The sequence below is a fragment of the Bacillus sp. TH19 genome (assembly GCF_016651075.1).
In the GTDB taxonomy this organism is placed as follows: Bacteria; Bacillota; Bacilli; order Bacillales; family Bacillaceae_G; genus Bacillus_A; species Bacillus_A mycoides.
Map to the genome: position 1 here is coordinate 1,733,696 of NZ_JAEKEO010000010.1, position 21,934 is coordinate 1,755,629.

General features: G+C 35.2%; 18 protein-coding genes and 6 pseudogenes. 11 read left to right on the plus strand and 13 right to left on the minus strand.

All coding sequences use genetic code 11. The features are described from left to right. The first annotated feature begins 82 nt into the window (after positions 1-82). Positions 83-1,000: an AEC family transporter gene (locus JFU54_RS26550; protein ID WP_098635329.1), complete on the plus strand. Its 918-nt coding sequence runs from the start codon at positions 83-85 to the stop codon at positions 998-1,000. A 223-nt stretch (positions 1,001-1,223) separates the two neighbouring features. Here the strand turns inward: JFU54_RS26550 and JFU54_RS26555 are convergent, their stop codons facing one another. From JFU54_RS26555 to nirB, 5 genes are all read right to left on the minus strand, one after another. Further along, complete coding sequence (locus JFU54_RS26555; RefSeq protein WP_201067051.1) at positions 1,224-1,694, minus strand: precorrin-2 dehydrogenase; 471 nt, start codon at positions 1,692-1,694, stop codon at positions 1,224-1,226. Continuing rightward, complete coding sequence (locus JFU54_RS26560) at positions 1,687-2,397, minus strand: sirohydrochlorin chelatase (RefSeq protein WP_201067053.1); 711 nt, start codon at positions 2,395-2,397, stop codon at positions 1,687-1,689. The genes JFU54_RS26555 and JFU54_RS26560 overlap by 8 nt, the downstream gene beginning before the upstream one ends. After that, positions 2,394-3,818, minus strand: coding sequence for a uroporphyrin-III C-methyltransferase (locus JFU54_RS26565; protein WP_201067055.1), 1,425 nt, complete (start codon positions 3,816-3,818; stop codon positions 2,394-2,396). The genes JFU54_RS26560 and JFU54_RS26565 overlap by 4 nt, the downstream gene beginning before the upstream one ends. A gap of 214 nt (positions 3,819-4,032) precedes the next feature. Beyond that, positions 4,033-4,347, minus strand: a complete 315-nt coding sequence (nirD, locus tag JFU54_RS26570) for a nitrite reductase small subunit NirD (RefSeq protein WP_002031610.1) — start codon at positions 4,345-4,347, stop codon at positions 4,033-4,035. Between the two features lie 15 nt (positions 4,348-4,362). Then, positions 4,363-6,768, minus strand: coding sequence for an NADPH-nitrite reductase large subunit (gene nirB / locus JFU54_RS26575; RefSeq protein ID WP_201067062.1), 2,406 nt, complete (start codon positions 6,766-6,768; stop codon positions 4,363-4,365). 340 nt (positions 6,769-7,108) lie between these two features. Here nirB and JFU54_RS29920 point away from each other — a divergent pair. Continuing rightward, positions 7,109-7,198, plus strand: a pseudogene (locus JFU54_RS29920) (transposase); the annotation flags it as partial. A 71-nt stretch (positions 7,199-7,269) separates the two neighbouring features. Continuing rightward, positions 7,270-8,625 (plus strand): annotated as a pseudogene (locus JFU54_RS26585) (RNA-guided endonuclease TnpB family protein). A 397-nt stretch (positions 8,626-9,022) separates the two neighbouring features. Here the strand turns inward: JFU54_RS26585 and ric are convergent. Together ric and JFU54_RS26595 are read right to left on the minus strand one after the other, a co-directional pair. Beyond that, complete coding sequence (gene ric, locus JFU54_RS26590; protein ID WP_201067069.1) at positions 9,023-9,730, minus strand: iron-sulfur cluster repair di-iron protein; 708 nt, start codon at positions 9,728-9,730, stop codon at positions 9,023-9,025. 203 nt (positions 9,731-9,933) lie between these two features. Continuing rightward, positions 9,934-10,935 (minus strand): excalibur calcium-binding domain-containing protein, encoded by a 1,002-nt coding sequence (locus tag JFU54_RS26595; RefSeq protein WP_201067075.1) that lies wholly within the window; start codon positions 10,933-10,935, stop codon positions 9,934-9,936. A 208-nt stretch (positions 10,936-11,143) separates the two neighbouring features. Here JFU54_RS26595 and exsG point away from each other — a divergent pair, with 208 nt between their 5' ends. The 3 genes from exsG (at position 11,144) to JFU54_RS26610 (ending at position 13,628) form a co-directional block, all read left to right on the plus strand. Next, a complete protein-coding gene (gene exsG, locus JFU54_RS26600) occupies positions 11,144-11,296 on the plus strand; it encodes an exosporium protein ExsG (protein WP_000395676.1) in 153 nt (50 codons plus the stop codon). Between the two features lie 249 nt (positions 11,297-11,545). Next, the gene (locus tag JFU54_RS26605) at positions 11,546-11,755 is read left to right on the plus strand and encodes a hypothetical protein (protein ID WP_002085943.1); all 210 of its coding nucleotides are present in this window, start codon (positions 11,546-11,548) and stop codon (positions 11,753-11,755) included. A 262-nt stretch (positions 11,756-12,017) separates the two neighbouring features. Beyond that, positions 12,018-13,628: a lipase family alpha/beta hydrolase gene (locus JFU54_RS26610; protein WP_374100991.1), complete on the plus strand. Its 1,611-nt coding sequence runs from the start codon at positions 12,018-12,020 to the stop codon at positions 13,626-13,628. Positions 13,629-13,822: 194 nt separating this feature from the next. Here JFU54_RS26610 and JFU54_RS26615 read toward each other — a convergent pair whose 3' ends face one another. Further along, positions 13,823-14,407, minus strand: coding sequence for a hypothetical protein (locus JFU54_RS26615; protein ID WP_002127124.1), 585 nt, complete (start codon positions 14,405-14,407; stop codon positions 13,823-13,825). Between the two features lie 190 nt (positions 14,408-14,597). On the opposite strand from JFU54_RS26615, the gene JFU54_RS29495 reads away from it, so the two are divergent. The 3 genes and pseudogenes from JFU54_RS29495 to JFU54_RS26625 all read left to right on the plus strand — a co-directional run. Beyond that, positions 14,598-14,747: a hypothetical protein gene (locus JFU54_RS29495; protein ID WP_002012544.1), complete on the plus strand. Its 150-nt coding sequence runs from the start codon at positions 14,598-14,600 to the stop codon at positions 14,745-14,747. A 191-nt stretch (positions 14,748-14,938) separates the two neighbouring features. Beyond that, complete coding sequence (locus JFU54_RS26620) at positions 14,939-15,214, plus strand: stage V sporulation protein S (RefSeq protein WP_002035358.1); 276 nt, start codon at positions 14,939-14,941, stop codon at positions 15,212-15,214. A 157-nt stretch (positions 15,215-15,371) separates the two neighbouring features. Continuing rightward, a pseudogene (locus JFU54_RS26625) lies at positions 15,372-15,644 on the plus strand (IS3-like element ISBt2 family transposase); the annotation flags it as partial. 370 nt (positions 15,645-16,014) lie between these two features. Here JFU54_RS26625 and JFU54_RS26630 read toward each other — a convergent pair. The 5 genes and pseudogenes from JFU54_RS26630 to JFU54_RS26655 form a co-directional block, all read right to left on the minus strand. After that, on the minus strand, positions 16,015-16,314 hold the full coding sequence (locus tag JFU54_RS26630) for a contact-dependent growth inhibition system immunity protein (RefSeq protein ID WP_201067078.1): 300 nt from the start codon (positions 16,312-16,314) through the stop codon (positions 16,015-16,017). A gap of 12 nt (positions 16,315-16,326) precedes the next feature. After that, positions 16,327-16,736, minus strand: a pseudogene (locus tag JFU54_RS26635) (RNase A-like domain-containing protein); the annotation flags it as partial. A 318-nt stretch (positions 16,737-17,054) separates the two neighbouring features. Further along, positions 17,055-17,339, minus strand: a pseudogene (locus JFU54_RS26640) (contact-dependent growth inhibition system immunity protein); the annotation flags it as partial. A gap of 17 nt (positions 17,340-17,356) precedes the next feature. After that, positions 17,357-18,373 (minus strand): annotated as a pseudogene (locus JFU54_RS29925) (WXG100 family type VII secretion target). A gap of 215 nt (positions 18,374-18,588) precedes the next feature. After that, positions 18,589-19,266 carry a hypothetical protein gene (locus JFU54_RS26655; RefSeq protein ID WP_201067080.1) on the minus strand — a complete coding sequence of 226 codons (678 nt, stop codon included), beginning with the start codon at positions 19,264-19,266 and terminating at the stop codon, positions 18,589-18,591. A 109-nt stretch (positions 19,267-19,375) separates the two neighbouring features. Between JFU54_RS26655 and JFU54_RS26660 the strand changes: the two genes are divergently transcribed. Then, complete coding sequence (locus tag JFU54_RS26660) at positions 19,376-20,023, plus strand: HD domain-containing protein (protein WP_002012557.1); 648 nt, start codon at positions 19,376-19,378, stop codon at positions 20,021-20,023. Further along, the gene (locus tag JFU54_RS26665) at positions 20,020-21,915 is read left to right on the plus strand and encodes an ABC-F family ATP-binding cassette domain-containing protein (protein WP_002127139.1); all 1,896 of its coding nucleotides are present in this window, start codon (positions 20,020-20,022) and stop codon (positions 21,913-21,915) included. The genes JFU54_RS26660 and JFU54_RS26665 overlap by 4 nt, the downstream gene beginning before the upstream one ends. Positions 21,916-21,934 lie beyond the last annotated feature (19 nt).

The window sequence follows — 21,934 nt, forward strand, 5'->3', positions numbered from 1 at the left end:
CAGGGGCTACATTTGAATTAACTGTATCCATATTTAGTAAAGAGTTTAATCCAACTATAATGTATTTAGAATGGGGTATTAAATGTTTGTTTTTATTATATTAGACGTGATATTACCAATATTAATATTGATTCTAATTGGTGCAATCTTACAAAGAAAGTTCCAATTTAACTTAAAGCAACTATCTACACTTATTACTTATTGCTTGATGCCAGCGGCTGTATTTGTGAATATATATGATATTAGTATAGAAACAGGTTTGTTGCTCCAGATAATATACTATTTAATACTTTACAGTCTGAGTGTGATGATAGTAAGTCATTTCATTTCAAAAACATTAAAGTTAGAAAAAGGAGAAAGTGCAGCTCTAAAAAATAGCATTTCGTTAATGAATTCCGGTAATTATGGATTACCAGTAAGTCAATTGATTTTTAGTCACAATCCAGTGGGGGTTTCCATTCAGATTTTCATTGTGATTTTCCAGAATCTTTTAACTTATTCATATGGGATATATAACTTACTATCAGCAACAAAAACAATCGGAAGTATTATTCAATCATTTCTAAGACTGCCTGTATTCCATGCACTCATATTAGGGGTTCTCTTTCAATCTTTTACAATTCAAATACCTAATTCTATCTTTCTACCTCTTAATCAGCTTGCGAATAGTTTTGTTGCAATAGCACTCATATTGCTAGGAGCGCAATTATCCAACATTAAGCTTAATTTTTTCAATCGAGTCATAACATGGGCTTTAATTGGAAGATTATTGATGGGACCATTATTAGCACTTGCCATGATATACCTACTAAACATTGATGGTATTGTTGCACAATCATTATTTATTGCAAGTTCTTTTCCTACTTCAAGAAATACAGCAACTATTGCTATGGAGTATCAAATAGAGCCTGAACTACATGCACAAATCGTTTTATTTTCAACACTTTTCAGCATTATTACAGTAACTGTCGTTATTTATTTGTCATATATTTTGTTTTGAATATACGTGCAAAAACGGATAGAATTGAGGCGGTAAATGATGGACGGAAATCCCATCGATATGAGAAGAAAACAGTTTTTGATATATTGGGTGTCGTTTACAATTGTACCATGTCTGATAATCAAGCGGCTTAATTCAAAAAAGGAACCAAAACAAAAAGAACAAACGCTTCTAAAAAACGTTTGTCCAAAGGTAATTACTATTTTAGCTAAGAAATAGATTATTATTTGTGAGTACGAGAAAGCTTTTTTATAAGTTTAGGAAATATAGATGCTAGTTCCTGCTTCAAACGCTTTGTAAACGATGGATCCTTACCGGAAGTTGAAATAGTTACAATATATTCATCATTTCGGATGACACCAGGTGTGTGAAAGGATGATTCTGTGCCATCACTTACAACGTTAACCCATTGGAAATCATGTGCGGCTTGTTTGACCATCATATTGACATCATGTTGATTTGTAGCTGCATAAATAAGATGAGCATCTTTAATATCATCATTACTAAAAGTTTTTTGCTTCCAAGTAATATAAGGAAGTTCCTTCATTTCCTCACAAATCTCTGGGCTGATAACGGTGACAAAAGCGCCTGTATCTTTTAATCCAGACGCTTTCCGATATGCGATTTTACCACCACCAACTATAACAACAATTTTTTTATCTAAATTAAACATAAGAGGATACATATTATACATACACACATTCCTCCATTCGTTCTAATAATGCCAACTTCATATATGTATCAAATTGAAGACAATTACAAGTCGTAACGTGATCATATTTTTTTGTATGCAACTTAATTTTTTGAAGCAACAATCCGGTAAAGAGAAGGTACGGCATGACATATACACGGGACGCAGTCGATGTTATAGCCTTGAGCTCAGCAGTAAAAGAGGGCGTTCCTTTCGTTAAAAAGGAGCACGATACTGGCATACCGAGTTTTCGTTCGACCGCTGCTCCGATTTGTTGTAACTCATGTATCGGCTGTGGATCACTACTGCCTCGTCCTACGAGTAAAACGCTACTATCTTGCTTTGGCATAGTTTCAAGTATTCTTTTCACTACAAGTTCAACCATATGTGGATGCGTACTAAAAGGTGGTACAACTGAAAATGTTATTTGAGGATATTTCTTTTGTAGTTGCTCTATTTCAAAAGGAATATCACGTTTATAGTGAGCTGCTGCAAATAATAAAACAGGTACAATCATTATTTCAGTTGCACCCTCTAGTATTGCTTCTGTAACTGCATCCGAAATGGTAGGTGTCGTTAGTTCTAGAAAAGCTATTTTTTGACTCCTTTCGTTACGTTCTTTCATAACAGATTGAATAAAGTGAATGAATTGTTCATTACCTTCTCGCAGGCGACTACCGTGTCCAACGTATACAATTCCTTTCATCGTACCACCAAATCTTTCTTCATAATCATGTCTTGTAATTGTTCATCTACATTATGAAAACCAACTTTATTCGCATAGTGTAACGTTGGAATGTCGGTATACGAGAAGGGAAGAGTAAGAATATCGATAAAGCCAAGTCGTTTTATTTCTGATAAAAATGTATCAATTGAAGCACGTCCTTCAAATACAATGCTATCCCATGAGAATTCAGAAAGCATACGAGAATGAATTTCATCGAAGCGATGATCAATTGTATACTCATGAGTCATCATATAAGACCCAGCACCAATTTTTTCTTGAATAAAACCAATTCGATTAATATTTCTGCCTAAATAAACAGTTGTATCGGAAGAGAACTCTGCTTGTTTACTTAGTAGCCCATATTGCATAAGTTTTTCTTGAGTGGCAACGTTCATATACTGCAGTTTCGCCTGTAAGGAACGAATATCTTTCTGGTGCTTACTACATGATCGCATCAAGATTTCTACACTTTCATCTGAACAAAATACAAGGCGATCAACGTTAAAAATTTCATTGATTTGTTCAGATGTTAATGTGTATTCTTCCCTTTTGAAAGTTGGAATTTGATATGTTTCTGCACCGCATTCTTGTAACTTTTGCTTCATGAAACTGGTTTTATTTGTTGCGGATGCAAATAAAACTTTTTTACCATGCAATGGTTTACGTTCTTTCCAAGCGATTTGATCCCGTAAGGAAACGACATCACCAACAATTGTCATAGAAGGGTTAGAAAAATTTTCGTTTTTGACGATAGGAACAATGGTTGAAAGTGTTCCTGTGACAACGCGTTGCTTTCCAGTTGTACCCCACTCAATGACTGCTACGGGGGTATTTTCTTGTTTTCCTGCTTGTAGTAAATTTTCACAAATTGTAGGTAAGTTTTTTATACCCATGTAGTAGGCAATTGTATCGCTATTGTGGGATGAATTATATTTTCCATGATCGGTTAAAGGACCTTTTGCATGCCCAGTTAGTAAAGTAACGCTATTACTATACTCACGGTGGGTGAGGGGGATACCTGCATAGCTACTAGCGGCGATGCTAGATGTAATACCTGGTACAATTTCATATGGAATGTCCGCTGCTGCTAAAGTTTCTGCTTCTTCACCAACACGGCCAAAAATAGATGGATCTCCGCCCTTTAAGCGGACAACGATTTTTCCTTCTTGTGCAAATTGAAGGAGGTGGGCGTTAATCATTTCTTGACGCATAGTATGATTCTTTGGCATTTTACCGCAATAAATAAGTTCACAAGTTGGCTTTGTATAGCTAAGAAAGTTAGGGTTCAATAAGCGGTCATATAAGACAATATCTGCACGCTTTAAGCAATCTATCGCTTTTTTTGTAATAAGCCCCTCATCCCCTGGTCCTGCACCAACTAAATATACATATCCGTTCATAATCGCACCTCATCATTTTTTATTTAAAAGGAAGCCAGAGGAGGCTTCCTTTCGTAAATTACATGTTTATCCCGCTATTTGCAGGGCAGTAAGACCCCTACCTCAAAATTCAGCGAAAGCAAAGTAGTTAGGTAGGGATCACCTGCCCGTAAAAGCCCGATTGGTGAGGGCTAATAATCAGCGGGGGATGAACCAATCCCCGCTGATTAAAGTTTCACTTTATATAAATGTCACCATCAATAACTTCTACCTCGTACGTTTGGATACAGCCGTCATCAGGTTTTTGAACTTCACCTGTTAGTAATGAGATTTTCCAATCATGCAGTGGACAAAAGACGAATTCCCCAGATACAATTCCTTCCGCTAACGGTCCATTTTTATGAGGGCACCGATTTTCTACAGCTCGAATATCACCATTTGAAAGGCGGAATAGGGCGATAGACATGTCTTTCATTTGTACCTCTTTACCGATTTGAATAGGAAGGTCTTCCGCACGCATAACTTTTATTTTTTCTTTCGTTTGTATCATATAGATCACAGCTCCTTATTTCACAGTTTCTACTTCATACATCGCTTTTAAAGACTTCGTTTCTAGTGCTTCTCCCCAAGCTTCCGTATATGTGCTACGAGCTGTTTGGAAACGATCATTTAACATCGTGACCATACTTGTATCTTGTAGTATTTCTTTTATATGATCGAAGCCTAATCGTTCTGTCCAATAGGCAGTACGCTCCCCGTAAATACCAGTTTCACGATAATATTGCATGTAAGCTGTAGCGATGCGAAGGACATCGTCTTCAGTAGGGACGATCATTACAAAATCAGCCTCGCGTACTTCCGTACCACCATTTCCACCGATATACAGTTGGAATCCATTTTCAACACACACAACGCCGAAATCTTTCGTAAGTACTTCCGCACAGTTACGTGGACAACCTGTTACACCCATTTTCATTTTATGAGGTGTATCTACCATTTCTAATGACTGTTCAAGGAGCATACCAAGTCCTAATGAATCTTTCGTACCGAAACGACAGAAGCGAGAACCAACACATGATTTTACATTACGAAGCGATTTTGAGTACGCATATCCAGAAGTCATATTTAAGTCAGCCCATACGTTAGGTAAATCATGTTTCTTAACACCATATAAGCCGATTCGGCTCGCACCTGTAATTTTCACAAGAGGAACGTCATATTTTTTTGCGACTTCAGCAATTTTCATTAAATCATCTGCGGTTGTAACGCCTCCGTACATACGTGGAATAACAGAGAATGTACCATCGTGCTGGATGTTACCATTCATTCTTTCATTAACGTAACGGGATGATTTATCATCTACATATTCTTCCGGAATCGCCATACGTAAATAGTAATTTAAAGCAGGACGACATTTCGAACAGCCGTCTTCATGTGCAAAACCGAGTACATTTCGTACTTCTTTTGGCGATTTTAAACCTTTCTCGTGAATGGCGGCTACGACTTCGTCACGTGATAAAGTTGTACATCCGCACATACCAGCAGACTGCGCAGAAGCATCAAAAGCATCTCCGAGTGTATGAGCTAGAACTTGTTCCACAAGCGGACGACATTTACCACAAGACCCTGCGGCTTTCGTGCATCCTTTAACTTCTTCAAAAGTAGTTAACTCTTGTTCTAAAATGGCATGAACGATTGTACCTTTCGTAACGCCATTACATCCACAAATTGTGTCATCCGCACTCATTGTAGCAACGTCAAGTTCACTTTCTTCACCAGCTTTGTGAAGAAGGGAAGCGGCTGTATATTCTTGTATATCTTCTTCTTTCTTTAACATGCTAAAGAGGCGTGTACCATCAGTTGCATCACCATATAAAACGATACCGACGACTTTATTGTCACGAATTAATACTTTTTTATAGGAACGTTTACATTCATCAAAGATTGAAATTGCTTTCGTTTGATCATCTTCATAAATTTGACCAGCAGAGAATAAATCACAACCTGCAACTTTTAACTGTGTACCGACGATGCTGCCCGTATATCCATTAGTTTGTAAATTCGTTATATGTTTTGCTAATATTGCGCCTTGTTCATAAAGAGGGGCAACAAGTCCATATGCGATACCGTCATGTTCTGCACATTCTCCAACTGCATAAATGGATTCATCATTCGTTAGCATATAGTCATTGACTACAATGCCGCGATTTACAAGTAAACTAGCATCTTTTGCTATTTGAGTATTTGGGCGTATTCCGACAGCCATTACGATTAAATTACAATCTACAACTTCACCATCTTCAAATTGAATGCCCTCAACATGGTCTGTACCAAGAATCTTTACAGTTTTCTTTTCCATTAGAAACTTCATGCCTTGCGCTTCTAAATCTTCACGCAATAGGGAAGATGCTTTCGTATCTAGTTGTTGCTCCATTAAGCTAGGCATTAAATGAACAACATGTACGTCCATTCCTAAGTCAATAAGACCTCTTGCGGCTTCTAAACCGAGTAATCCACCACCAATGACAACGGCCTTTTTCTTTTCTTTAGCGGTATCCATCATAAATTGTGTATCTTCAATTGTTCGAAATCCTGTTACACCAGGAAGGGTGGAACCTTCAACTGGTAAAATAAAAGCACTAGAACCTGTTGCGATAATGAGTTTGTCGTATGTAACAGTACGATTTTTTTCTGTAATAATAATTTTTTCTTTTCGGTTAATACTTTGAACTCTTTCATTTGTATACAAAGTTATTTCATTTTCTTCATACCAACTGTATTGATTCATAATGATATCTTGCATATTTGTTTTTCCTTGTAATACATGAGAGAGCATAATACGGTTGTAGTTCGGATGTGGTTCATCTCCGAAAATAGTAATCTCATATAAATTACTATCATGTTTTAATATTTCTTCCATACAACGTATGCCAGCCATACCATTTCCGATCATAACTAAACGTTTTTTCATTTTCGTTTCCCCTTTTTATGTGAAATGTTGAACAAAGGATTATATTTCTATTATAGAAAATTAAAAAGAGGGAGATGTGATATTTATCACATTTTTATCCCTTTCGGCAAGAAGACTCCATCTAATTTGTGTTACGGGTGAAACCCAACAATTCAGGTGGAGATGAATTGCTATCATTCAATAGACCAAACACTTTTGTTTGGTTCATAATAATTTTCCCGGGGGCGAATATTTATTTCTTTTTGTCTTGCGATATAATCCGCCCTTAGATAAGGAGGGAATATATCGTAAGATAACGAAATTGGATAATAATCATCATTCGGTTACTTGAGCCAAATGTAATTACGATGAAGAACATGTTCACATTTTGTTCCGTTTCGTTCCAAATATTGATTTGTCAAAAGTAATTAACAGTTACAAAATTATTTCTTTCCTAAGATAAAACACTATCTTAGGAAAGAAATAATTTTAATGGACTCTCTAAGAAAGGTGGTGAAAACAATGGCTAGAAAGAAAGCAGTGAAAGTATTACGTAAACAAAAGAAAAGAGAAACCATGCAACGATTCACGCAGAAATAGAATATCGGACGAGCTTGTCTCACAGCTAAAGAATTTCGCTTACTGCAACGCATGTCACATAGTTCTAAAGCATTGCGAAATGTTGGATTGTACACGATTAAACAAAGTTATTTGAATAATAACAAGATGGCTACTGTAAAAGAAGTGGACACTGCCATGCAAACCGATATGAACTACTGGGGTATTCAATCAAACTCTGTTCAAGCGATTCGTAGAGCCTTATTTACAGAAGTGAAGAGCTTTTTTAAAGCAATGGAACAGTGGAAGAAAAAACCTGAAACCTTCACAGGTCGTCCTAAGTTTCCGAATTATTCCCGTTCCACTGACAAACGAATCATTGAAATCTATCAAGTTCCAAAAGTTGATAATAACGGGTATTGGATGATTCCGATGAATGTTGCATTCAGAAAAAAATTCGGTTCCATTAAAATACGTATGCCTAAAAACGTAAGAAATAAAAAAATCTCCTACATTGAGATTGTACCGAAGCAAAAAGGTCGGTTCTTTGAGGTGCATTACACATATGAAATGCACGTTTCTCAAATGAAGAAGCAATCCACGACTACTAGTAACGCTTTGAGTTGCGATTTAGGTGTAGACAGATTAGTAAGTTGCGCAACAAATACAGGTGACACATTTTTAATTGATGGAAAAAAACTTAAATCCATTAACCAGTACTTCAACAAAATGATACGTAATCTGCAACTGAAAAATGTGGAAAATGGACTTTCAAAACGAGTTGTAACGAACAAAATGGCTGCACTTTGGCATAAACGAGAAAGACAAATAAATGGTTACATTTCACAAACTGTAGGCTTGTTGTTCGAAAAAGTGAAAGCATTCAACATAGATACTGTTGTCGTAGGGTATAACGCTGGTTGGAAACAAAAATCTGATATGGGAAAAAAGAATAATCAAAAATTTGCTCAAATCCCATTTCATAAACTGATTGCAGCAATTGAGAATAAATGTATAAAAGAAGGCATCCGATTTTTAAAACAAGAAGAAAGCTATACTTCAAAAGCTAGTTTTCTTGATAAAGATAGGGTCCCAGTTTGGGATAAGGATGATAGGACGCATTATCGCTTTAGTGGCAAACGAATCACTCGTGGTCTGTACCAAAGTAAAGCAGGAACATGTATCCATGCTGATATTAATGGTGCATTGAATACATTGGAAAAATCAAAAATTGTACAATTGGATGACAATCTCAAAGTGAAAACGCCGATTCTATTAAAAGTGCAAAAACGTAGGGCTTTTGCTTCGCGCATAGCTTAGTGGGTGTGTCAACCATCCATGTGTACTCGACTTGTCGGGGCTTGTAGCACACGCCGGGTTCATCTGAGTGGTGGCTTCTTCTACAAGGAAGAATTGCTCTTTTTCGAAAGGGTGGTGCAAGTGGGGAAACGATTGTTCGTTTCTAGTACCAACCAAAAACTTACTTGGGGTGTTACCTTAAGGTGGCATGAATTCTAGAGCGTCAAACTGTCTAGCGATAGACGAAAAGACCTAGCGTTCTAACTCAAGCCTCCACTGAAACGTTTTATCTCAGTGGGGGTAGTTGACAATGATTCACAAATTGTTAAAATTCGGATTTGTGTGAGGGGGATGTGGATATTTTTCGCAAAATGAAAAAGCAGGACATAAGTATTTACACTCATGTCCTGCACTTGATTTATACTCTCGTAATGGCACGTGGAAATAAAATATTATTTTCTAAATGAATGTGCTCAAATAAATCAGACTCTAGCGCTTCAAGACGTTGGTAAACAAGTCGATAAGTGCCGCAAGCGCCTTCTGGTGGAGTAAAGTCATTTGTCACCTTACGAAGTTCTTTAATAATATTGCCAGCGTGGTTATGTTCATTTTCGAGCTCATCTACTACTTTACGTAACTTCGCATAGTTTTCATCAGTTGGATTTTGTTCGAATGCTAAAATTAATGGGAAATCTTCCGTTTCTTCTTTAATTAAATGTTGTTCTAATTCCATTTTAAGTTCATGAAATAGTTTATGAATTTGAGCTAAATGAGGCTGATTTGCTCCATGAACGCGTAATACTTTCGTCACATATGGACTTAGCTGTGGCAACTCTTCATTTAAATAGCGATGATGCTTATTTACAACATAATCAATCAATTCTTGATAAGAAGCATTTTTCCAATCAATTTCAGATTCATTTAATAGTTTCGTATTATTATAAAGTGTATTTAACTCTGTAATTACCTCTGTTGCCGATAAATTTCTTTCATTAATTGCGTCAATAAGTGGTCTACTACCACCACAACAAAAGTCTATTCTATATGATTTAAAAAGATCACTAGCTTTCGGGAATTGTGTTACAATCTCACCGATAATTGAAGTTTCAGTAAATGTATGTTTCATATGAATGCCTCCATAAAATTTAAATGTAATATCTAAATTAAGAATAGCGATAAATTAAAATTAATGTGGTGATTTAAATCACTTATTATGTGTCATTTTTGAGAATAATAAAATGAGTTTTATAAAAGGGAGAGGGAGGGTAATCCGTCGCAATAGTTTCTGATAATAAAAAAAGAAGCTTACTAGAAGCTTCTTTTTTACTACTATTTTTCACATGCAACTCCATCGCCATCACGATCAAGTTTAGAGCTATAACCTGGTTGATCTCTATATAATGGAGCTTTTCCAGCGTTTTTAACTTCAGTACAATTTTTGTAAGTTACATTACTATTGTTACCTGCAGCTGGTTGTGTTTGAGCTTGCTGTACTTTTTGCTCTTCTTGTTGTTTGCGAGCTTGTTCATCAGCCTGGCGTTTTTGCTCTTCTTGTTGTTTGCGAGCTTGTTCATCAGCCTGGCGTTTTTGCTCTTCTTGTTGTTTACGAGCTTGTTCATCAGCCTGGCGTTTTTGCTCTTCTTGTTGTTTACGAGCTTGTTCATCAGCCTGGCGTTTTTGCTCTTCTTGTTGTTTACGAGCTTGTTCATCAGCCTGGCGTTTTTGCTCTTCTTGTTGTTTACGAGCCTGTTCATCAGCTAGACGTTTTTGCTCTTCTTGTTGTTTACGAGCTTGTTCATCAGCTAGACGCTTTTCATCTTCTTGCTTAAGAGCTTGCTCTTCGGCTTGGCGTTTTTCATCTTCTTGTTGTTTACGAGTTTTTTCGTCCGCTTCTTTCTTTTCTACTTCCTTTTTCTTTTCGTCATCTTTTTTCTCTTCACTATTAGAAGCAACTTGTTTATTCGTTGCTGTCGTTTTTTCAGAAGAAGGACCTGAAATACCTAATAGCACAACAAAAATGACAAATAAAACAGCTGTAATGATAAATTGTTTTTTTGCAACACCTGTCTTTTTAATTACAGATAATATTGCTAGTACGAGGAAGAAAATAAATAAAACAAAGCTTAAAATAGAAAAGAATTCAACGATTGGGTGATTAGAAGTCTCTGCGCCAGTTATTATTAAGACGATTGAAATCATAAAAAGAATAACGGTAGAACGACCATATCGTATTGCTTTACCATTTTTCTTAAAGAACGAGATGATGCAAAGAATTAAAAGGATAAAAGCAATAAAAAATAAAGCTGCACCAATATTACTCAAAACTGCCATTTTCATACCTCCATTTGTAAGATTTTCTCTATTGATTATATAGGGATTTATTGGATATTACACGTTTTATATTAATTTAGAAAATTAATATTTTTAATAGACGTATAAACATTTGTTTTGTATATAAGGAAAAATAGATATATTTACTATTACATTTTGAAAGAGATTTCATAAATTATGGTATATCGATTGAAAGGAGGAGATTTGAATGGAATTTCAATTATTAGTGAATTGTGTGTTACAAGAAGGGAATGCTTACTTTTTAGTAACAAAAGTAGACGATGTTATTACGTTGAAAGTGCCAATTACAGCAGGAGTAGCAGGTTTATTCTTAGCTTTAGGTGTACCAAGATGTTCTTAATTTAGCTTTTGATAGTAAAAGGATGAGGGACAAGCCTTCCCCTTTTACTATTACATAATTTTTTTATGTAAACTAAATAAGGATTTTTAAGTTTTTTAATATTATTTTTGCCATAGCACGTTTAAAACGGACATGCATATACTATAATGTTTCATTGGCCTTCGATGATGAACGATAGTTTTAAAAAGTGTATCGAAAGTAGAAGTGATATTCTTTTCAATAATGAAAATAAAAGAGGTGCTAGTATATATGAAAAGACGAACGTATGATATTCCAGTCGTATTACGAAGAGAATGGTTTTTAATAGAATTAGCGCATTTAACAAAAAAATATGGGATTGAAATAGCAACTAGTAAAATAGAAGATGCACCATTTCTAAGAGATCAAGTTACAGAATTCAAAATAGGAGCGGGTTTGCAATACGATAAATATGATGATGAGTACATCATCGAGTTTTAAACAAAGAAGCTGCGTATAAAAGGTTATTAAAGAGACCTTTTATACGCAGTTTTTTTGTAAAGAGAAAGCTTTATTGAGAAATATTCAAAAGGCTTATTGTAAAAAGGAATGAAGAAATGTTGAGAGAATAACGTTTGATAAGAAAGGAATGCGGCTATTAATTTCTTATTATATTGTAACGTAAAAGTAATTGATTAAATGGAATTTAAAACAATTGGTGTTCAACGTAATGGTAGCGTTTTCTTTCGGGAGAAAAAGGGGGATGTTAATGGGAATTATGAAAAGGAGTATCGCATTATTTATTGTACTTTGTTTTATGAGTCCGCTGGTTTTTAGTGCAAATGTACACGCAGAGGTTGTAACAGAGCTTAAGACTGGCTTTCCAAATCAAGAAGTATTTACTCCTGGAGAATGGTTTTTAGGTCAGAAACCTGCTAATTATGATGAGAATAAAACACCAATTCTCTTTGTACAAGGAAGAAATGGTAATGTGGATAGTTGGTATGGAAAGACAGTATATCATGAGATGAATGATATGTACGATTATGCTTTGAAAGCAGGCTATCAAACTGTATTTATTCAATTATATGATGCCGCGGGGAAAGGATCAGCTAGCCAATGGGACAATGGAAAATTGTTAGCACAAAAGCTTGAAGAGATTTATAATCATTTTGGCAAAAAAGTAAATATTGTAGCTCACAGTAAAGGTGGTATTGATACACAAGCTGCGTTAGTTGGATATGGAGCGAATCGATTTGTTGGAAATGTTATTACGCTTGCCACTCCGCATTACGGATCCAATTTAGCGGATTTATCATATAGTTGGTGGGCAGGATGGCTTGCCTCTATATTAGGTCAAAAAGATGATGGGACATATTCATTGCAAATAGGTGAAATGGCAAAGTTTCGTTCTACAATAGATAATAATCCTGCAGCTAAATTAAACCGTTACTATACGGCTACTGGGACAAGCTGGGGACCTGTTTTTTCAGCACTATCTATGGGCGGGTTGTATTTGTCATCATACGGTTCTAATGATGGATTGGTGAACGAATGGAGTGCTAAGTTACCATATGGAACACATTTATTTACAGATTCACGATTTGATCATGATAATATACGAAAAGGTTCAGCCGTTTTCGCACGAATTGAACCATATTTACGGACAGTAAATGTACCAGTACCAGCTTTATTAGCCCCGAGTAATAGTTCAGAGGATAAGGCAGAACAATTAAACACAACTTCTAATCAAGCTATTTTAGGAGGAGAGTTGTCACAAAATGAGTGGGTAGGACAAACTGTCGCAGTTGATAAAAAAGCAGAAGGGGTAGTTTCTATTTTAACAGCTTCTTCAGATGTAGAAATACAACTAATATCTCCAAAAGGAAAAGTTTATACAAATAAAGATAGTGCTGTATCTACTGGTGAAGGTGAATCTCTCTTTAAAGGAGCCACTATAAGAACATTTAAATTTGATAAAATGGAAGCAGGAGAATGGCAAGTTAAAATGATGGCGAAGCAGCCGAAAGATGCATATTTAATCGTGACCGATTACAAAAAAGATGCTCCGTTCGTCCTTCAAATGCCGGCAAAGGTTAAAGTAAATAAAGCAGAGTATAAACTCAAAAAATCACCTGTAGCTCCAGAAATGAAAGGCGATCTTTCAGTAACAGTACGAGTAATTAATAAAGATGGAAAATTAGTTTCTGAATCAAATGAATCGAAAAACATTAATACAACTACATTTACAGGTGCTTTGAAAAATATAGAACAGCCAGGTGTATATAACGTTACAATTGATATGAAAGGAATGAATAAGGAAGGACAACCTTATAATCGTACGATAGTTAAATCGGTTTATGTGGAGAAGTAGGAAAGAATGAATCGGTTTTAATAAAAAAAGTGCCGAATTCTTGTGGAAGAAGGATTTCGGCACTTTTTCATGTTTATTAGATGAATAGAAAAGTGAAATAGGAGCTTATGTTCTATAAGAGGACGATAGGAATAAAAAAAACGTTATGCAATAAAAAAGATGCTGAGTTAGCATCTGAATGTGAGGGAATAATATTAACTTAGTTTTGTAACTGTTAATTCAACTGAATTTATACCATTATCACAAGTTACAATACTTTGATGATTAAAACCACTATTATTTCTAAGTTGAAGAGTTGAATTAGCAGGCACCGTAACAATAGTTTCGCCAACTAGTTGAAGGCATTCGTTATTTGATGAAGTATTCATTTGAAAAGCGAAATCACCTTGACTATTAGCAAGTGGATTATTATTTAAAAATATAGTTATGACTGGAATATGGGGAAATACAGGATTTAACGTAGTGTTAATACTTGAAATGAAAGAAATTCTATAATCACCAGCTTTACTAAATTGTATAGTAGTCGGATTTAATAAGGAAACTCCCCCTGCCAAAGGGCCAACGTGATTAAACGGAAAAGAACCTCCAAAAGGAACAGTTATAAACTCAGTTTGCCAAAAAGTGCCGTAAGCAGGCTTAGATGATTTATGTGAATGGTCGCATGAACATTTTTTATACGAACTGGAAGATTGATGGCACGAACATTTTTTATATGAACTAGAAGAAGAGTGGCATGAAGATCTTTTATATGAACTTGAAGAATGATAGTATGAACCCAATATATTACCTCCTATTATTAATAAATGTATAACACATAGTAGTTTATGCAATCGAAAAGCAATTGGCGTGTATACTTGTCCATATATAAGGTAATAGATTTGGGATAAAAAGCTGGCATAATATAAAGTGCTCTAATGAGGAGATATAGTTTTCAAAAAAATGGAGTTAGAATATTCTATGTAATGAATTTTGGAGAAGAAAAAGGATGAATATTTAGCAGATAACTCTATCCAAGGTTTTAAAATGTTGAAGTATTTAAACTTTAAGATAGTATATCGCCAAAGTAAAGAAGAGAAGTATTTAAAGGACAGCATTTTAGTGAAACAGAGAAATGGATAAAGCGATGATTAAGTTTTTAACTTAGTCGTCGCTTTTTATTTATGTAGTTGTGCAGGAAGAAGGCAAAAAATATCGAATGAATGTAATTATACAGAATTGTTTGTATTTATTTCGAATAGTAGTTAAAGATACGTTAGTTATATTTCAAACAGTAAGAAAAGAGAGATTAAATAATAGAGGGAGCAACTTACATGGAAAATATATTAAAGGTATCCTCAAAATCAAGTCCGAATTCAGTGGCAGGTGCAATAGCGGGCGTACTAAGAGCAAGTGGCAAAGTAGAAATCCAAGTGATTGGAGCTGGTTCTTTAAATCAAGCGATTAAAGCAATTGCGATTGCAAGAGGTTTTGTAGCTCCAAGTGGCATTGACTTGGTTCTTGTTCCAGCATTTCAAGAGGTTACTATCGATAATCAAGAAAGAACAGCAATCAAATTAATTGTAGGTCCTAGAAGGAGAAGGTCTTAATAGCGAGCATTAATATAAGGGGATTTGAAAAGGTCGCTAGATAAAGCAATAACAAGACCACTCTCACTTTTGAAGTGAACCCGAATAGTGGTACATGAGAAAAACACCTCCTGAATTCGCATACTAAGTATGCAAATTCAATGGAGGTGTTTTTCGTTTGAAGACAAGAGTTCATTATCCAGAAGAAATAAAGTGGAAAGTGATTGAGATGAAAAAGGATGGTTATTCAAATCGTACCATTATGGAGATACTCGAAATTAAAAATGTTTCCCAAATTAAGACATGGATGAAATGGTATCGTACAGGTCAAACTTATCGTTTTCAACAACCTTTAGGAAAACAATATTCTTATAGAAAAGGGCCAAAAGAGCTAAATGAATTGGAACAGCTACGATTAGAAAATAAACATTTAAAAACAAAATTATTTTGTTGTTGCTGGAATAAAACGCTGGTATCTTTCGCGATATACTCCTACTAATTTTTCTTCACCATTAATTATCGTGTAGATTTCCGCTCCGTTTTTTGGTTCTAAGATTCATATTCTGGAATAATCCGTCCGTTTTCGGACATTACAAATCCATTTCCTGTTTGAGGATATTGTAAGTAGTCGCTAGGTTATTTATTGGTCATTAAAATTATCGCCATAAGGGATAAAAAGTAAATGTAAACGATCCGCTACAATATAAAGTACACAATAGAAAAGGGGGAAATATACTATGTTACGACAAATGAAGCTTTTGTATATATGAAGTAGAAAAAGTAAAAGACCACCTGTAAAGGGCGGTCGAAAATCGTTCTTACTATTTATTTTTTAATGCTCTATTTAAGAGGTCAACTATTTGCTCTAGCCATTCTATAGGGGTAAGGTTTAAAGCAGGAAAATAAATTTCGGCATTATATTTAATGAACTCTTCTTTTTCATGAACAGTTAAACCACTTTGTAGGAATGATGTAATGTCTTCAATCGTATTCTCTAAACATATATTAGTAACTTCAGTGATAAATTCGTTTATGGCGAATTCGAGTGATTCAATATCTTGATGGAAAGTTCCTGCTAAAAAACCACCTAATTCTTCATATTGTGTGTATTTATCTTTCATGTAAACTCTCATCTATCTTTCTGGATATCCTGTAATAATAAAACTACCATCTCTGTCTTTTTTAAAACAATTTTTGCATTTGTTACTTCTGAGATAATTTCTGATCCTCTAGCAACATGCCTACCAGTAATATCTGTACTTTGGTATCTTAACGGTAAGGTTGGCCTGCTGTTAGGGTTATTTAACCATCTGTTTATTTTTTCCGTATTTTGCGGGTTGCTTAAAACTTCATTTGTTATTTTTTCAGCCGTAGCTCTATCGGCAAAGGTGGACGCACCTGTTATTGTAGAATTACTTTCTAATCTTTGCAATAGTTCTTCATCCGTTTTACCTACATGTCTTTCTAGTAAATGTCCACCTCTAGCCTCATGTGCAGCTAGGCCTCCTCCAGGGGCAAGTGAACTGCTATCACCAGGTTTTACCTTACATGAAAGCTTTACAACTTATAAAATAAAAAAGGTAGTTATTTCGATTTCCTTTTTTAGATTCTATTTCTGTATTAGAAGAACATAGTAGATGAAGGATTAAAGTTTAAAATTAATGGGTGATAATAACAAATAACTTTGAACAATTTGTCATTATCACCTCACTAACTATTGAATGTATATTTGTTATACGGTAGCCCCATATGGAAAGGAAAATATACAACGTAACAGTAAATGAAGTCTATATGTTTGTGAAGTAAGATAAAAGCCGTTTCCTTTAGTAGAGACGGCTTTTGGGTAGCATTGCATTTTGTATCTTTTTTTTAATAAATCAACGGTTTGTTCTAACCATTCTAAAGGTGTTACTTTTAATCCCTCAAAATATATTCCATCTGCAGCTTCTTTTATATATCTATTTTTTTCTTCGTTACTGTAATCACTTTGAATAAATTAAGTTAAGAAAATAATAGCATCTTGTATATATTCTTTGTTTTCCTCTTCTATTAGTTCTTGAATTACCTCTTCATAGAAAGAATCTTGATGAAAGTTTCCTGCTAGGAATTGATAAATTTCATCTTCTGGATTGTGTTTTAATAACATATTTATCCTCCTATTTATTAATTTGGATAGCCAGTTAAAATAAATTTTCCGTTTGCATCTTTCTTTAAAATAATTTTAGCATTGGTCATTTCCTCAATTGTCGTAGAACCTCTTTGAATTCCTCTACCAATTATTTCATTACCACTATAGGGTAAGGCTAAGGGCCGATTATTACGTGAATTATTTAACCAGTTTTGAATAAGTTCTTGGTTTTTAGGGTTATTTAAAGCAGGTAAGTCAATATCAATAATATTTTTACCATAATTGCTTGCAACTTCAGGATTTATTGAGAAACTAGTATAAGGGCTATTATGTTTTGCTCCCCTTCGATATCCACCTAAGATATGTTCAGTGACAGTTACTTGTCGGCCCTTATACATCCCTTCTTTATTTGCTGGGATTAAGTTTCCATTCTCACCAATATGCGGTTTACCAATGCCGTTTGGTCGTGTTGCTGATTTTAAGTAATCCTCTCCTCGTAAAAGATTTTTACTTTCTACTGCAGCATGCGTCATCTAAACGCCTTTTCCCACTTTAGCAAGTTTCCCGACAGGTGTAAGACCAGCTACTGCCATTCCACCTGCAAAAATTCTATCCTAGGTTGAAAGTTTTTCGCCAGTAGATGGATCAACTCCATCCCACGCTCTTTTAATATCATACTCACCACTTATTTCACCAGCTATATCTCTAGCTAATTTTTTACCATCAAATCCTTTTTCCTCCGAAGAAGGTTTACCACACATTGCACCTTCTTCCATTGTAACATCTTGATTATCTGCGTTACGGAATTTTTCGGCAATTCGTTTCAAATCCTCTTCCACTTGTATAATTGAATTGATAGATGTAAAAGCTTTTGGTCTCGCTTCATTGAACATTTGAATGAACTGTTGATTAGAGGCACCAATCCATTGAAAACACAAATGATCAATTTCATTACATAAATTATTATGTATAGATTCTAATGCGATTCTGGTATTACTTGCATGATTAGCAACTTCTTCTAGCATTTCAGGTGTTACTTTGATTTGAACCATTTCTTTCCTCCCATTCCCAATTTAAATTATGAGAGAAAAAGAAAAAAGGATATTATTTGCTCACATTTTGCTCACAAATAATATAAAAACACATGAAAAAATATGAAACTCTTTTTTTTGAATAGAATATAATATAACAAAAAAGCATCGAAAATGCTTGTATAACAGGCATTTTCGATGCTTTTATAGTTTTATATAACATGAAATGAACAACCCTAAAACTGCTCATTCTTCTCCCAAGATTCTACAATATAATGAGCAATCGTTGGGTTGAATCCTTTACCAACTAAGAACATAATCGCAGCAACTTCTGTTAAAGCATGTTTGTGTGATGTATGTTTCGCTTCATTCAAGCCGTAATCTACCCAAGGTTTTACGAAATCAAGTACAGGTTTCTTTAAAGGTAAAAATTGTGTACCGACAACTTGTTGGATTTGTTGTTGCGTTGGTTCTGTAATAGGTCCAGGTGGTAAAATTTGTGGTTGTGTAATATCTAAAGTCGGCCCAGGTGGTAAAATTTGTGGTTGCGTCGGATCAATTGTTGGTGGTTTAGGTGGTGAGACACGTGCGTCATAGTTTGGTTGATACATTTGTTGTTGGTATGGATTTTGTTGATATTGTGGTTGCGTCTCGTATGGAGTACCTTGAAATTGAGGTTCTTGGCTAGGTTGTGCTACGTATGGATTTTGAGGATATTCATAATTTGGACGTGTGTCATAAGGGTTTTGAGGATATTCAGTTTCTTGATTTTGCGGTGTTGCGTATGGATTTTGTTCGTATTGTGGCTCTTGATGTTGTGTCTCTTGCTCCTCATATTGTCCAGCATATCTTTGTTCCTGATGTTGAGGATAAAGAGGTTGTTGTGGGTAAGGTGGTTGGTTATTATAGAACATTTTTATTCCTCCTTCATAATGATGCCTACCACCTAGTGTATGGGCGGACAAGAAAATATGTGATGAAAAAATGCGGGCGTGTTACAATAAGTAACTGGGTGAAGATAAAATGATAAAACAAGAAAAAATACAAAAAACAATAACTTTCGTAAAGCATATTTTAGAAAAAGATGCGAGTGGGCATGATTGGTATCATATTGAACGCGTACATAAATTGGCGATTTCTTTATCCGAGCAAGAAGGGGGAAATCGTTTTATAATTGAAATGGCAGCATTACTTCACGATGTAGCAGATGAGAAGTTAAATGAGAGTGAAGAAGCAGGAATGAAAAAAGTTTCTGATTGGTTAGAAGAGTTACGTGTTGAAGAAGATGAAAGTAAGCATGTTCTTCATATCATCGCCAATATGTCTTATAAGGGCGGTCATGGTGGCACAGTTGAGTCACTTGAAGGTAGAATTGTTCAAGATGCGGATCGTTTAGATGCTCTTGGTGCAATTGGAATAGCTCGAACGTTTGCATACGGAGGAGCGAAAGGGAGATTAATGTATGATCCAACTATCCCTCCTCGAGAAGTGATGACGAAAGATGAATATAGAAAAAATAATGATCCATCTTTAAATCATTTTTATGAAAAGCTTTTAAAACTAAAAGATTTAATGAACACGAACGCAGCAAAACAAGAGGCTGAAGTTCGTCATCGTTATATGGAACAGTTTATTGAACAATTTATGAAAGAGTGGAATGCACAAATATGAAAATGTTAACTGTGGAGAACTTATCGAAATCATACGGAGAAAAACCGTTATTTGATGGATTATCATGTAGTATTACAGAAGGACAACGTGTCGGAATTATCGGTGTTAACGGCACTGGTAAATCAACGTTATTAAAAATTATTGCAGGATTAGAAACTCCTGATACAGGTGATATGACGCATTCACGCGGATATACAATTAGTTATTTATCACAGCAACCAGAGTTTGATGAAAAACTAACAGTATTAGAGCAAGTGTTCCATGGTGATACACCTTTAATTCGTCTTCTTCGTGATTATGAACAATCGTTATTAAATATCGAAAAAGATCCAAGTAATGAAAAAGTACAGGAACAATTATTTGCAGTGCAGCAACGTATGGATGCGATGAGTGCATGGGAAGCAAATGCGAATGCAAAATCATTATTAACGAAATTAGGAATTACTGATTTTACAGCAACTGTTGGAAACCTATCTGGTGGACAAAAAAAGCGTATTGCAATGGCGCAATGTTTTATTGAAACACCTGATTTATTAATTTTGGATGAGCCTACGAACCATCTTGACCATGAGACAGTTGAATGGTTAGAAGAATATTTAGCAAGATATACAGGTGCGGTATTACTTGTAACCCATGATCGTTATTTCTTAGATCGTGTGACAAACCGTATTTTTGAATTAGATAACGGTAAACTGTATAGCTACGAAGGAAACTACAGTACATTTTTAGAAGCGAAAGCACTTCGTGAAGAGCAAGAATCGGCACAAGAATCAAAACGCCAAAATTTATATCGTCGTGAACTTGCTTGGATTCGCCGTGGTGCAAAAGCCCGTTCTACGAAACAAAAGGCGCGTATTCAGCGTTTTGATGAGCTGAAGGGACAAGAAGGACCAGCAGCGAAGCAATCAGTTGATATTGCACTAAGTGGAAGTCGTTTAGGAAAGAAAGTACTTGAATTAAAAGATGTAACGAAAAAATTTGGTGATAAAACAGTATTACATAACTTTAATCATATTGTGAAGCCTGGTGATCGTATCGGAATCATCGGAGCAAATGGAAGCGGAAAATCATCACTATTAAATATGCTTGCAGGAAAATTCTCTCCTGATAGTGGTGAAATTGAAGTAGGACAAACTGTAAAAGTTGCCTATTATACGCAAGAAAATGAAGAGATGAATTTAAACCAGCGTATGATTGAATACATTAAAGAAATTGCGGAAGTTATTCATACGACAGACGGAAAAGTAATTGGCGCATCTCAAATGTTAGAACGTTTCTTATTCCTACCGCATTCACATGGAACAACGCTTGGTAAACTATCTGGTGGCGAAAGAAGACGGTTATATTTATTGCGTATTTTAATGGGAGAACCAAACGTACTATTACTTGATGAGCCTACGAATGATTTAGACACACAAACATTAACAGTGCTAGAAGATTATTTAGAAGATTTCCCAGGTGTCGTTTTAACTGTATCGCATGACCGTTACTTCTTAGATAAAGTAGTAGATGAATTGTTCATCTTTACTGGCGAAGGCGAAGTGCGTGAATTCCTAGGTAGTTATACAGAGTATTTAGAAATGGAAAAAACGAGAGAACTCATTGAGAAAGCAGAAGTTCAAAAGGAGAAAAAAGTAGTAGAAGAGGCTCCGAAACAACAACGTAAACGTAAACTTTCTTACAATGAGCAGCGTGAATGGGAAACAATTGAAGATACAATTGCACAACTAGAAGAGAAACTTGAATCAATTGGAGAAGAACTTACGAATGTTGGATCTGACTTCACAAAGGCCCAAGAATTATCTGAAGCAGGGCAGAAGATAGAAGAAGAGCTAGAAAAAACGATGGAACGATGGAGTGAACTATCCGACATCGTTGAAGGATTAAAATAAAAACAAGCTGCATATATTG